Source organism: Halogeometricum sp. CBA1124 (assembly GCF_009741955.1).
GTDB lineage: Archaea > Halobacteriota > Halobacteria > Halobacteriales > Haloferacaceae > Halogeometricum > Halogeometricum rufum.
Window position 1 is genome coordinate 1 of sequence record NZ_WPCD01000109.1, and the last position, 12383, is coordinate 12383.

The following is a 12383-nucleotide window of genomic DNA, read 5'->3' on the forward strand; positions in this document are numbered from 1 at the left end:
GTCGGAACCGCCGTCGCCGCTCCAGCGGCCGCCCGCGAACCGCCCCGCGCCGCCTGCGCTGTCTGCACCGACGCTCTCGACGCCGCCGCCGCCGCGGCGGGAGTCACGCTCGAACCCGGCGACTCGACGATGGTCGTTACGGTCGCGGAGAACGGGTCGACGCGGTGGACGGCGCGGGTCACCCTCGCGTCGGGAGCGGACCGACTGGCGAACGACTCGCTCCGGTCGGCAGTCGTCGCCGCGCGATGGACCGGGGGCGACCCGCGGCGACGCCCGAGGACGTGTCGAGTCGCCTCGACGGCGACACGCTGGTCGTCAGCTACCGCGACACCGACGCCGTCGAATCGGAGGTGGGCGTCCTGTTGTTCACCGCCTTCCACGCGTCGGACCCCGTCCGGCCGTTCGTCGCCGGCGGCGAGGGCACCGTCTTCGTCGGCGCGGACGAACTCGTCGTCCGCGCGCCCGAGGGCTACGCGGTCAGCGGTCGATACGGCGACGCGGCGGTGACGGGCGACGCGGTCCGATGGACGTGTGACGCGGCGGACGAGTCGTCGATAGACCGCTCGACGGCCGTCGCGTTCGTCCCCGACGGCGCGTGGTTCCCCCGGGTTCGCGCGACGCTGGCGCGTCTGCTCGTCGGGCTCTGAACGGTGCCGCGGCTCCGACTCGGTAGTGCTCGGATGCGATGCGACGCCGGGTCGGACGCGGACCCGGCCGCCGGCGTCGTTACTCCACGTCGATGATGACGGGGCCGTCGTCCCCGTCGTCGCCCTCGTCCATGCCGGCGAGTTCGTCCTCGAAGTCGAGTTCGTCGGTCAGGTCCGACAGCGCCATCTCGATGTTCCACTTGTTCGCCTTCCACACCGAGTCGAACAGCGTCCCGACGTACGGAATCGCGCCGCCCGCGGTGTCGATGACGACGTTCGCGAGCATCGCCAAGAGCGTCTTGTAGGAGACGCCGAGGCGCGCCGACTCGGCCACGATGTACAGCGAGAACGCCGCGCTCACCACGTCGCCGACGACGGGAATCGAGCCGAGAATCGGGTCGAGGCCGACCCGGCTGTTCGTCCCCGGAATCCCCACCAGGTCGTCGAAGACGTACGCGACGGTACGCATCCGCTCGACGGCGGCCCGGTCGACGCTCTCGGGAATCTCTCCGCCGTAGCCGTCTAGTTCGTCTGCGATGTCTCGCTTCATAGGCACGCGTAGTCGGTGACGACGCAAAAGTCCGCTGGCTGACTGTATCGGCGGTCTGTCACTCTCTGCCGACCGAACGTACGGTTCGCGACGGGTGGCGAACCGGCAACCGACCGCGGGGAGCGACCGGCCCGCCCTCGGGTCGTCCCCGCTTCCCTTCCGCCTCGCGTCGGCTCGCTGTCTCGCCGCCGCCTCGCCGCGACGGGGCTACGTTTATACCGTCCGTCGAAAATCATCGCACGATGGTGGACGGAATCGAGGTCAGGGAAGACCAACTGCGAGCGAAGGTGAAGGGCGAACGCGCCGGGGCGAACGTCGCCGGGATGCAGTACATCGGCTACGAAATCGGCCTCACCGAGAACAGCCTGCACGTCTACGGGAAGCACTGCAACGCCGACATCGCCGACGAGGACTACCGCTACATGGTCGTCCCCCTCACCAGCGTCCGCGCGGTCAAGATGGCCGACGTGAAGGACCGCGGCCGGTCCGTCGAGATTCACCTCGGCGAGGAGGACGACATCGTCCTCTACAGCGAGGGCCAGACGACCCTCGGGAAGAACCTCCGACGCCTGTTCCTCCTCGTCTCCCGCCTCCTCTCGTGACCCGTCGCGCCCGAGACTGAGGTCGTTTCCGACTCGACCGCCACCGACCGACTGATGTCGCCCGCGGCCGTCCGCGCCGACGTGACACGAACTGCCGTCGTCGTCGGCGCGTCGTCCGGTATCGGCCGCGCCCTCGCCCGCGAACTCGCCGCGGCGGGGTACGAAGTCGGACTCGCGGCCCGACGCCTGTCGGAACTCGAATCGCTCGGCGACTCCCTCCCCACGAAGTCCTTCGTCGCGCGGATGGACGTGTCGAACCCCGACGAGGCCCGCGACCGGATGGACCGCCTCGCCGACGCGATGGGCGGCGTCGACCTCGTCGTCCTCTCGGCGGGCGTCGGCTTCGAGAACCGGGAGTTGGCGTGGGACCCCGAACGCGACACCGTGGACGTGACGCCCGCGGGTTCGTCGCCCTCGCGACGTGGGCGATGGGTCACTTCGAGTCGCGCGCGCGGGCCACCTCGTCGGCATCTCCTCGGTCGCGGAGTTCTTCGGGAACCCCGTCGCGCCCGCGTACAACGCCTCGAAGGCGTTCGTCTCGCGCTACCTCGACGGTCTGCGCGCCCGCGCCGCCGCCGCGGACGCGGACGTGACCGTGACCGACGTGATTCCGGGGTTCGTCGACACGGAGATGGCGATGGGCGAGACGTTCTGGATGGCGTCGCCCGAGACGGCGGCCGCGCAGATTCACGCGGCGATTCGCGCCGGCCGGAGTCGCGTCTACGTCACCCGGCGGTGGCGACTCGTCGCCCTCTTCGTGCGTCTCCTCCCCGAGTTCGTGACCCGCCGCCTGTTCGACTGACGAAACCGCTTTCCGCGGTTCCGCCGTACCCCCGTCACATGACCGACGACGGCGCGCGCGGCCCGCTTGCCGACAGGGAGTGGCGACTGATACGCGAGGAGGCCAGAGACGGCCCGATGCAGATGGCGCTCGACGAGATTGCCGCCGAGACGGCCGCGGCGGGCGGCCCGCGAACGGTGCGGGTCTACCGTTGGGAACCCAGCACGCTCTCGTTGGGCTACCACCAGGACCCCGAGACGGTCGACTGGGACCACTGCGAACGCGAGGGCGTCACCGTCACCCGTCGGCAGACCGGCGGCGGCGGCATCTACCACGACTACGACGGCGACGTCTCCTACTCCATCGTCGCGCCGAAGGACGAACTGCCCGGCGACCTGATGGAGAGCTACCACCTGCTGTGCGCGCCGATTCTCGACGCGTTCGACCGCCTCGGCGTCGACGCCGACTACGTGTCGGAGTCGGTGCCGGAGATATGGCACCCGGCGTGTTACCTGCGGGAACTCCACCCGGCGCACGACGTGGTGGCCGGGGGGGAAGAAGGTGAGCGGCAACGCCCAGTACCGCCGGCACGACGCCGTCGTCCAGCACGGCTCTCTCACGTACGCCGTGAAGGCCGCGGCGCACCTCGACGTGTTCGCGGGCCACGACGTGACGGTCGAGGAGTTCGAGTCACGGGTCGGCGGCATCGCAGCGTTCGCGGACGTGACGCGCGAGGAGGCGGTCGCGGCGGTCGAGTCCGCCCTCGCCGACTGGGCCGACGCGACGGTCGGCGAGTGGACGGACGACGAACTGTCCCGCGCGCGCGAACGCGCCGCGGAGAAGTACGCCGCCGACGACTGGGTCCGCCGGGACCCCCGGGAGCGCTAGAACCCGAACGTCTCCGTCTCCGCGAGACCCAACTCGTCGACGATGGCCTCGTGAATCTCGCCGACCGGCGGCGTGTCGCGCGTCGGGTCCAGCCAGTGGTTTCCGACCCACTTGTACCGAACCGTCATCTCCCCGTCGACGAGGAAGCAGGACCGCCGCGCGCGGGTGGAGACGCGGAACGCTTCGTACCGCACGTCGAACGCGTCGGCGAGACGGAGGTCGGTGTCGGCGAAGAGCGGGAACCCGAGGTCGAACTGGCTGATGAACTTGCGGTGGAACCGCTGTCCCGACTTGCTCGCACCGACGACCCGTACGTCCTCGCCGCTTGCGAACCAGTCGAAGTCGCGGAACTCGCACCACTCGGAGATGCAGTCGGGGCTGAAGTCCGCCGTGTAAAAGTTCAGTAACACCGGTTTCTCCGCGGCGAGTTCCGACAGCGACACCGTCTCCGTCCGCCCGTCGGGCCGAACCAATGCCTGTCGCACGTCCGGAACCGTCTCCCCCACCGCGAGTCCCACCTCAGACATGCTTCTTCGGTGGCGGGGGCGCGTTAATAACGTTTCTAGCTCCCGCGGCGGTTCGACGCGGCCGCGACCAACCGGCCGTCGCCGTCCGAAGTCACTATAGGCGACTACTCCCTGCGGTCTGTCATGCGAGTCGGAGCACACGTCTCGATGTCGAGTTCGAAAGTCTCCTCGGACGAGGAGACGCCACCGCACGGAAACGTCGCCAACGCCGTCCACAGACAGGTCGCCTTCGGCGGCAACTGCGGGCAGATATTCACCACCTCGCCGCAGGTGTGGCGGGACCCCGACATCTCCGACGACGAGGCCGAACTGTTCAGGCGGGAGACGGCCGACAAACTCGACGGTCCGTGGGTCATCCACTCGTCGTACCTCGTGAACCTCTGCACGCCGAAGGACGACCTGCGGCGGAAGTCGCTGGACTCCATGCAGACGGAGGTCGACATGGCCGACACGCTCGACATCGAGTACGTCAACGTCCACCTCGGCGCGCACACCGGCGCGGGCGAACAGCAGGGTCTCGACAACGCCGTCTCCGTCCTCGACGAACTCGATATTCCGGACGGCGTCACCGTCCTCATCGAGTCCGACGCGGGTAGCGGGACGAAGATGGGCGACGACTTCGAACACCTCGCGTACGTCCTCGAACAGTCCGAACAGGACCTCGAAATCTGCCTCGACACCGCGCACGCGTTCGCCGCCGGCTACGACCTGTCGACGGCGGACGCGTCGAGGAGACGGTAAACTGGGCGGCTACCGCACGACCCTTGAGCGACGCGGCCGAACGGCCGCCATGGGACGAATCACTGCGGACTTCGCCGGCGAGGCGGTGGTCGTCACCGGCGGCAGTTCGGGTATCGGACGGGCCGTCGCCCTCGCGTTCGGCGACGCGGGCGCGACGGTGGTGACGCGGACGTGCGGGCGGACCCGAAGGATCCGGACGCGGACCGGCCGACCCACGAGGCGATTCGCCGCGAGGGCGGCGACGCCGAGTACGTCGAGTGCGACGTGTCGGACCCGGCCGAGGTGGAGGCACTCGTCGAACACGCCCGCGAGTACGGCGGCGTCGACGTGATGGTGAACAACGCCGGCGTCTACACCAAGACGCGCTTCCGCGACGTGACGCCAGAGGAGTTCGACGACGTGTACGGCGTCAACGCGCGCGGGACATTTTCGGGACGCAGTACGCCGCGAACGACATGGTCGAACGCGGCGTCGAGGGCGTCGTCGTCAACACCTCATCCGACACGCAGGGCCGGGCGGCGTGGGACCACTCCCACTACGCGGCGACCAAGGGCGCGGTGCGGATGATAACCCGCAGCGCGGCCCTCGAACTCGCGCCCGAGGGCGTCCGCGTGAACGCCGTCGCTCCCGGCCCCGTCGCAACCGAGATTCGCGAGGGGTGGGCCGAGGAGGCCGAGGAGATGCGGCCCGAGGGCGAGACGCCCGGACTCCCGCACCGGGCGGCCGACCCCGAGGAGTTGGCGAGCGCGTACCTCTACCTCGCCAGCGAGAACGCCTCCTACGTCACCGGCGAGACGGTGTGGGTGGACGGCGGCGGCCACGTGGACTGACGGCGTCCCCGCGCGCGGCGAACCGGGCCGCCTCGCGTCTCACGACGACGGGGAGTCGACGCGGGTCGGTGTGGACACCCGTGCCATCGGCGGGCGACGTGTCACGGGCCGTCGACGTCGGCGGACTCGAACACCAGAATCCAGCCGTCGCCCTCGATTTTCAGGCGGTACTCGTCGTAGTGGAACTCGACGACCCCCCGTCGGGTCTCGGCCCCCGTACCGGGCCCGAAGAGCGCGTTCTCGACACCCGTCGCGTCGATGACCTCGTACAGCGGTGGCGACTTCACGTCGCGCGGGGAGACGCCCTCGGCCTCCGCGATGGCGAACACGAGGGCCGTCGTGAGTTCTTCGTCACCGTCCGGGTCGAAGTGTCGCTGGACGACCTGTCGCCAGCGGGCGTCCCGGTCGGGCGTCAAGTCGTTCGGTCTGGTTCGGTCGCTACTGGGCTCCTTCATCCATCTCTCCTCGCGCGTGGGCTTCCTGGTTCGCGTCGAGACTCGCTCCCATGCCCTGCAGTGCGGTCAGTACCTGTTCTGCGTTCTCGGCGAAAGTGATGGTCTCGGACGCGTCGTCGAAGGCGACGACTCTCTCGTCGGCCAACTTGGGGACGTGGGCGTGGTACAGCGAGACGTACACCCGTTCGCGCTGGTCTTCGGTGACCGCCCCCTCGGGGACGTCGTTCTCCCACGCGGCGATTTTCGTCGCCAAGTCGGTCAGCGACCACTCAGTTGATTCGAGGAGCGTGTAGCAGAGATACCGACGTCTGGGGTGGCCCAGCGCCTCGTACACGTGGTCCAGTTCCAGCACCGCTCTGGAAGGAACGTCCGCGGGACCGGAGTCGACGGGACCCGCCGCGTCCCCGTCGCTCTGGTCGGTGTCGTCGTCCATGTCGAGTTTAAAAAAAAAAACGTAATTACCAATAAAGTTCACGCCGGTCGTTCTCGGACGGGGTGGTTCGCGGTCGAACGACGGTCGACGGGGGGAAACTCGCCAGAGAGAAGGGAAGGGAAGGAAGGTCGGTCACGACCGTCCCGAGAACAGCGGACAGAGTGGTGTCGTCGAAGCCGATGCGGCGGTCCGCTCGTCGCCAGGAGAAAACATACAACAGCGGGGTGAGAACGTCGGCAGGACGCATGAAGAAAATCCTCGCGAGCGTCGGCATCGGTAACGCCAGCGTCGACACCGTCCTGCCCTCCACCACCGTCTCGCCCGGCGAGACCGTCACCGCCGAAGTCCGCGTCAGCGGCGGCGACGCGGCGCAGTCCGTCAGCGCCATCGACCTCGAAGTCGAGACGCGGTACCGGACCGAGGAGGGCGTCGAAGACGCCACCGTCGGTCGGATGCACCTGGGCGAGGCGTTCGAAATCGAACCCGACGAAGAGACGACGTACGACGCGGAGATCACGATTCCGTGGGAGACGCCGTTGACCCTCGGGTCCACCGAGGTGTGGGTCGAGACGGAGTTGGAGATAGATATGGCCGTCGACCCCGAGGACGTGGACTACCTCGACGTGCGGCCGACGCCGCGGATGCAGGCCGTCTTCGACGCCGCGGAGGAACTCGGCCTGTCGCTCCGAACCTCCGAGTGTTCGGCCGACCCGTACGGCCGGTACGCCGGCGAGCGACGGTTCGTCCAGGAGTTCGAGTTCCGGCCGTCCGGCGGCGAGTTCCGCGGCGATTTGGACGAGCTAGAACTCGTGTTCGTCGCCTCGGCGGCGTCGCTGGACGTGTTCGTCGAGGTGGACCGCCGCGGCGGCATCCTCTCGGAGGCCCTCGACGCCGACGAACGACACACGCAGTTCAGCCTCACCGACGACGACCCGGACGTGGCGTCGGTTCGCGACCGTCTCCGCGAGGAGATTCGAGCGAACCTGTAGCCCGAGAACGAGGCAAGCGGTAATCTCTTGCGAACTGATAAGTATGAGAATCGTCAACCGTCATTAATGACCGAGCCGGTCCGCGTACTGCACGTCGACGATGACTCCGCGTTCGCCGAGTTGACGGCGACGTATCTCGAACAGCGAGACGGCTTCGAGGTCGACGTCGAGACGGACCCCGAGGCGGCTCTCGACCGTCTCACGGACTCGGGGTCGAGCGACGGAAGCCGCGACGCGGGGACGGCGTGCATCGACTGCGTCGTCAGCGACCACGAGATGGGGACGACGACCGGACTCGACCTCCTGAAGTCGGTCCGCGCGGTGGACGAACAGCTCCCGTTCGTCCTCTTCACGAGTCGCGGGAGCGAAGAGGTGGCGAGCGAGGCCATCTCCGCGGGCGCACCGACTACATCCAGAAGGGGGTGCGCTCCGAGCAGTTCGACCTCCTCGCGAACCGGGTCCAGAACGCCGTCGAACACTACCGGACGGAGCGGCGACTCCGGGAGAGCGAGCAGTTGTACCGCACCGTCGTCGAGCGGAGTCACGACGCCATCTACGTCTATCAGGGCGACCGGTTCCGATTCGTCAACCACCGCGCGTGCGAACTGACGGGCTACGACGAGGACGAACTGATGGAGAAGACCATCTGGAGCCTCGTCCACCCCGACGACAGAGAGCGCGTCCGCGACATCGCGGCCGAACGGGCGCGGGGAGAGTCGGACACGCCGTCGCGCTACACGGCGCGAATCGTCACCAAAGACGGGTCGGCGAAGCGCTGCAAGTTCAGCGTGCAACTGATACAGTACGAAGGCGAGCGCGCCGTCCTCGGTTCCGTCCGTGAGATGAGCGACGAGGAACGCGTCGAGGAGCGGTTCCAGGCGCTCATCGAGCGCTCCTCAGACCTCGTGACCATCGTCGACCGGGACGGCGTGGTCCAGTATCAGAGCCCGTCCAGCGAGCGAATCCTCGGGACCGCCCCGGAGGACGCCGTGGGAACCACCGTGCAGTCGTTCGTCCACGCCGACGATAGAGAGCGGGTCGAACGACTGCTGGATCGCCTGTACGAGTCACGGTCCGACGCCGTCGAGACGATGCAGTTCCGGGTTCGACACGACGACGGGTCGTGGGTCTGGCTGGAGGCCGTCGCCCGCGCGGACCCGGTGGAGAGCATCGACGGCGTCGTCGTCAACTCCCGCGACGTGACCGAACGCAGAGAGCGCGAAGAGCAGTTACAGCGGTACGAGAACGTCGTCCGGAACATCCAGCAGGGGGCGTACGTCATCGGAACGGACGGTCGAGTCGAGTTCGTGAACCACGTCGTCGAGTGGCAGGTCGGAGTTTCGGCCGAGCAGATAGTCGGCGAGGACCTCTCGGTCATCGAGGAACTCGGTCTGGTGAGCGAAGACGGCCTCGAAGCGCTGGAGGCGGGCGTCGAACGCGTGCTGAGCGGCGAGGTAGAGCACGAGCGAATCGAACTCGAGGTGTTCCTCGCGGGAGACATCGAGTACGTGGAAGTCGGCCTCTCGCCGCTTCGGGACGTGCGCTCGTCGGCTAACGAGGCGGACGACGGAACGGAGGAGGAACCGGAGGGAGTCGTCGCCATCGCGACGGACGTGACCGAGCGAACGCGGTATCAACGGCGGTTGAGCGCGCTTCACAGCGCGAGCCGTGAACTGACGACGGCGACGACGTACGACGACGTGGCCGAAATCGTCAGCGACGCGGCGGAGAACATCCTCGACTACCCGATGAACGGCGTCGCCTTCTACGACGAGGAGCGCGACGCGCTGGTCGCGCACGCGCTGTCCGAGGAGGCGGCGAGCGCCATCGACATCTCCGATATCCCCCGCGGGAACGGCATCGCGTGGCGGGTGTTCGAGAACGGCGAGGGAGAGGTGTTCGAGGACGTCGTCGACGACCCCGACGTGATGAACCCCGGGACGGAGGTGCAGAGCGAGGTGATCCTTCCAATCGGCGACTACGGCGTGTTGATGGCCGGGTCGCGAGAGCGCGGGAAGCTGAACGACTCGCGCGTCTCGCTGGCGAAGATACTCGCCTCGAACGCCAGAGCGGCGCTCGAACGGGTCGAACGCGAGCAACTGCTTCGGCGACACGAGCGCGAACTCGAACACCAGAACGAACAGCTCGAACAGGTGGCGAGCGTCGTCAGTCACGACCTGCGGAACCCGCTGAACCTCGCGTCGGGGCAACTGGAGATGCTGCGAGCGAGCCACGAGGCGGGCGACGACGAGTCGGTCGCGGCCCGAATCGAACGAATCGAGAACGCCCACGAGCGGATGCGTCGCATCGTCGAGGACATGCTGAACCTCGCTCGGCACGGTCAGCCAGTCGAGGAACTGGAGACGGTCCTCCTCGCGAGCGTCGTACGCGAGTCGTGGGAGACGGCGACGGCCGGCGACCCCGGCGCGAACTCGTGGTCGACGACGACCTCGGGACGGTCGAAGCCCACGAGGGTCGGGTCAAGCAACTGTTCGAGAACCTGTTTCGGAACTCGGTCGAGCACGGCGCTCGACGTGCCTCCGGTCGCTCCGCTCCCGGAGACAGCGTGGAGCATGGCTCCACGAACGACCGGACGGAGTTCGGAGCCGACACCGAGTCCCGCGCGATTACGGTCCGCGTCGGCCGACTGGACGGCGGAGACGGCTTCTTCGTCGACGACGACGGGTGCGGCATCCCCGAGGCCGACCGAGGCGAGGTGTTCGAACCCGGCGTCTCGACGAATCCCGAGGGGACCGGACTCGGCCTCGGTATCGTCCGGACCATCGCCCGCGCCCACGGGTGGACGGTGCGCGTCACAGAGAGCGGGTCCGGGGGCGCGCGCTTCGAGGTGCGGACCGAGGGCGACGAACCGTCGGCGCGATAGCCGCCGCTGAGAGTCGAACGTTCAGAGAGTGGTCCGGCGGGGTGGGAACCGCCGACCACCAACCATGTTCGCTCCTGGCAGACCGAGAACGGGACTGAAATCCGAGGAGCGGTTACCACCACGGCCTACGGGGAGTTAGTTACTCACCGGTTAGTCGGCGGTAGGGGAGTCTTTAGGTCCGTCTGAGCGCGTCTACCGGCGGGCGACTCGCGGCGCGCCACGCCGGGTACAGGCCGCTGAGGAGACTGACGGCGACGCCGAAGCCGAACGCGAGGAGGAGGAAGCCGCCGTTCCGGGCCGCGAGGACGACCGAGAGCGTGACCTCCGGGATGGCGACGTAGAGGACCGCCGTGCCGACCACGGCGAGGCCGACGCCGGCCAGTCCGCCGGCGACGCCGAGCAGTCCCGCCTCGACCAGAATCGTCCGGAGGACGTCGATTCGCTGGACGCCGACGGCGCGGAGGACGCCGATCTCCTCGCGGCGTTCGTTCACGCTCATCAGCATCACGTTCAGGATGGCGACCCCCGCGACGACGAGCGAGATGGCACCGATGCCGAGGAGGAAGGCGTCAGGAGGTCGAAGAAGCGGTTCACCTGCGAGGTGACCGCCGAGAGTTCGAAGACGGAGACGCGGTCGTCGCGGACGTTGAGCGTCTCGCGGACGGCGTCGGCCGCGCGCGTCGCCGCCGGGCCGGTGTCGGCGCGGACGATGACCTGCGAGTAGTCTCGCTGGACGAACGCGTCCCGCGGGAGGAGAATCGCGCCGTCGGCCTGCACCAGCGAGATGCCCTCCGTCTCCGCGAGGACGGCGACGACGCGATACTCGCGACCCTCTATCGCGACCGACCGACCGACGGAGAGACCGAGTTCCGCGGCCACGTCCGCGCCGACGATGGCGCCGCGGCGGTGACGGACCGGCAGTTCGCCCTCGCCCGGTTCGAAGAGGCGTTCGGGTCGTCGAGGCCGTACAGCGTGGCGAACGTCTGCCGGTCGCCGTTGGCCGCGAGGGCGCCGCCGGAGACGATGGGTATCACCTCCGCGCCGGCGGCGGCGCGCCGAATCGCCTGCACGTCGCGGTCGGTGAGCGACTGGACGCCCGCGTCGGCGTTCGGCGTCACGATGACCTGATTTCCGAGCGAGCCGATGGAGTCGGCGGCGGTGAGTTCGAGGACGCTCCCGAGGATGCCGAGGGCGGCGATGGCGAAGACGCCGATGACGATGCCGAGGGCGGCCAGCCCCGTCCGAATCCGGTTGCGCGAGAGGTTCCGCCGAGCGAGCCGAACCGTCGGGAGTCGAAGTGCGGAGACGTACCGCGAACTCACGGCTCGCTCCGCCCCGGTCCGACGCGTCGGGTCGGGTCGTCACCGCGTCGTCACGCCGACTTGCCTCGGCGTCGTCGCGTCGGGACGACCCCGCATCGCCGCTCCCGCGGCGACGCTGTATCCATCCCCGAACTGGTCCCCTGCGGAGGGCACCGGCCCCGAGGAGACCGACCGCGAGAACGCTCGCGACGAGTGCGAACAGGGCACCGCCGGTGCCGCCCGCGACGGCACCGACCGGCCCGCCACCGAACGACGCGGCGAGCGGTCCGTTCGCTTCGGCGTCGTCGTCCGAGAGCGGGACGCGAACGGTGCGTTCGACGCGTTCGCCGTCGACGCGGTACGTCACTCGCACCGGCACCGCGGCCGCGGACTCGTTGACCGCGGCGGTGAGTTCGAACGGCGCGAAGTCGCTCCCGCCGAGCGACCCGACGAAGTAGTCGCGGTGCGGGTAGACCGGACGCACGTCGTCGGTGGCGACGCCGGCGACGACGACGCCCGTGAGGTCGGCGTCGCCGAGGTTCGCCACGTTGCCCGAGACGGTCACGCGACCCTCGGCGTCCCCGTCTCGGAGCACGTCGAGGTCGGTGAGTCGCACGTCTGCGACGGCGGGCGTGTGTCGGAACGTCGCGTTCGTCTCGCCCGCCCGGACGCCCGCGCGGTACGTCGCGTCCAGCGTCACGGTGGCGGGCGCGCGGACGGCCGAGAGGTCGAGCGTCGCCGTCGCCGACTCGCCG

14 protein-coding genes and 5 pseudogenes are annotated in these 12383 nt (G+C 68.8%); 11 read left to right on the forward strand and 8 right to left on the reverse strand.

Annotated features, from left to right (window positions below; genetic code table 11):
* Window positions 1–182 (reverse strand): hypothetical protein (locus GJ632_RS23805; RefSeq protein ID WP_231751548.1); only part of this gene is annotated, 182 nt, incomplete at its 3' end.
* Between GJ632_RS23805 and GJ632_RS13180 the strand changes: the two genes are divergently transcribed.
* Window positions 165–647 (forward strand): hypothetical protein, encoded by a 483-nt coding sequence (locus GJ632_RS13180; protein ID WP_197427995.1) that lies wholly within the window; start codon window positions 165–167, stop codon window positions 645–647. The two genes, GJ632_RS23805 and GJ632_RS13180, sit on opposite strands and share 18 nt — an antisense overlap.
* Window positions 648–726: 79 nt before the next feature.
* Here GJ632_RS13180 and GJ632_RS13185 read toward each other — a convergent pair whose 3' ends face one another.
* Window positions 727–1197: a DUF4112 domain-containing protein gene (locus tag GJ632_RS13185; RefSeq protein WP_191453207.1), complete on the reverse strand. Its 471-nt coding sequence runs from the start codon at window positions 1195–1197 to the stop codon at window positions 727–729.
* Between the two features lie 242 nt (window positions 1198–1439).
* Here GJ632_RS13185 and GJ632_RS13190 point away from each other — a divergent pair, with 242 nt between their 5' ends.
* The 3 genes and pseudogenes from GJ632_RS13190 (at window position 1440) to GJ632_RS13200 (ending at window position 3468) form a co-directional block, all read left to right on the forward strand.
* Complete coding sequence (locus tag GJ632_RS13190; RefSeq protein WP_089804801.1) at window positions 1440–1799, forward strand: hypothetical protein; 360 nt, start codon at window positions 1440–1442, stop codon at window positions 1797–1799.
* Between the two features lie 54 nt (window positions 1800–1853).
* A pseudogene (locus GJ632_RS25965) lies at window positions 1854–2601 on the forward strand (SDR family NAD(P)-dependent oxidoreductase).
* A 38-nt stretch (window positions 2602–2639) separates the two neighbouring features.
* Window positions 2640–3468: pseudogene (locus tag GJ632_RS13200) on the forward strand (biotin/lipoate A/B protein ligase family protein).
* Here the strand turns inward: GJ632_RS13200 and GJ632_RS13205 are convergent.
* Window positions 3465–3995, reverse strand: a complete 531-nt coding sequence (locus GJ632_RS13205) for a peroxiredoxin (protein WP_191453208.1) — start codon at window positions 3993–3995, stop codon at window positions 3465–3467. The pseudogene GJ632_RS13200 and the gene GJ632_RS13205 sit on opposite strands and share 4 nt — an antisense overlap.
* 123 nt (window positions 3996–4118) lie before the next feature.
* Between GJ632_RS13205 and GJ632_RS13210 the strand changes: the two are divergent.
* Window positions 4119–4718, forward strand: a pseudogene (locus tag GJ632_RS13210) (TIM barrel protein); the annotation flags it as partial.
* A 67-nt stretch (window positions 4719–4785) separates the two neighbouring features.
* A pseudogene (locus GJ632_RS25970) lies at window positions 4786–5566 on the forward strand (SDR family NAD(P)-dependent oxidoreductase).
* A gap of 101 nt (window positions 5567–5667) precedes the next feature.
* Here the strand turns inward: GJ632_RS25970 and GJ632_RS13220 are convergent.
* On the reverse strand, window positions 5668–6021 hold the full coding sequence (locus GJ632_RS13220; RefSeq protein ID WP_191453209.1) for a HalOD1 output domain-containing protein: 354 nt from the start codon (window positions 6019–6021) through the stop codon (window positions 5668–5670).
* Window positions 6005–6454, reverse strand: coding sequence for a hypothetical protein (locus GJ632_RS13225; protein ID WP_191453210.1), 450 nt, complete (start codon window positions 6452–6454; stop codon window positions 6005–6007). Before GJ632_RS13225 ends, GJ632_RS13220 begins: the two co-directional genes overlap by 17 nt.
* Window positions 6455–6699: 245 nt before the next feature.
* On the opposite strand from GJ632_RS13225, the gene GJ632_RS13230 reads away from it, so the two are divergent.
* The 4 genes and pseudogenes from GJ632_RS13230 to GJ632_RS23830 all read left to right on the forward strand — a co-directional run bounded on the left by GJ632_RS13230 (window position 6700) and on the right by GJ632_RS23830 (window position 10327).
* A complete protein-coding gene (locus GJ632_RS13230; protein ID WP_191453211.1) occupies window positions 6700–7443 on the forward strand; it encodes a sporulation protein in 744 nt (247 codons plus the stop codon).
* 66 nt (window positions 7444–7509) lie between these two features.
* Window positions 7510–8052 (forward strand): response regulator, encoded by a 543-nt coding sequence (locus tag GJ632_RS23820; protein WP_231751549.1) that lies wholly within the window; start codon window positions 7510–7512, stop codon window positions 8050–8052.
* Window positions 7959–9728 (forward strand): annotated as a pseudogene (locus tag GJ632_RS23825) (PAS domain S-box protein); the annotation flags it as partial. The gene GJ632_RS23820 and the pseudogene GJ632_RS23825, both read left to right, overlap by 94 nt.
* A gap of 149 nt (window positions 9729–9877) precedes the next feature.
* Window positions 9878–10327: a HAMP domain-containing sensor histidine kinase gene (locus tag GJ632_RS23830; protein ID WP_343161172.1), complete on the forward strand. Its 450-nt coding sequence runs from the start codon at window positions 9878–9880 to the stop codon at window positions 10325–10327.
* Between the two features lie 172 nt (window positions 10328–10499).
* On the opposite strand, the gene GJ632_RS25430 is transcribed toward GJ632_RS23830, so the two are convergent.
* The 3 genes from GJ632_RS25430 to GJ632_RS25440 are packed head-to-tail and all read right to left on the reverse strand — an operon-like array spanning window position 10500 to window position 11649.
* Window positions 10500–10826, reverse strand: coding sequence for an FtsX-like permease family protein (locus GJ632_RS25430; protein ID WP_343161167.1), 327 nt, complete (start codon window positions 10824–10826; stop codon window positions 10500–10502).
* Between the two features lie 11 nt (window positions 10827–10837).
* Window positions 10838–11248 carry an ABC transporter permease gene (locus GJ632_RS25435; protein WP_394351806.1) on the reverse strand — a complete coding sequence of 137 codons (411 nt, stop codon included), beginning with the start codon at window positions 11246–11248 and terminating at the stop codon, window positions 10838–10840.
* Window positions 11161–11649, reverse strand: coding sequence for an ABC transporter permease (locus tag GJ632_RS25440; protein WP_343161169.1), 489 nt, complete (start codon window positions 11647–11649; stop codon window positions 11161–11163). The genes GJ632_RS25435 and GJ632_RS25440 overlap by 88 nt, the downstream gene beginning before the upstream one ends.
* Between GJ632_RS25440 and GJ632_RS13245 the strand changes: the two genes are divergently transcribed.
* Window positions 11579–12383, forward strand: an 805-nt coding sequence (locus GJ632_RS13245) for a hypothetical protein (RefSeq protein ID WP_191453212.1), incomplete at its 3' end; no start/stop codon positions are given. The two genes, GJ632_RS25440 and GJ632_RS13245, sit on opposite strands and share 71 nt — an antisense overlap.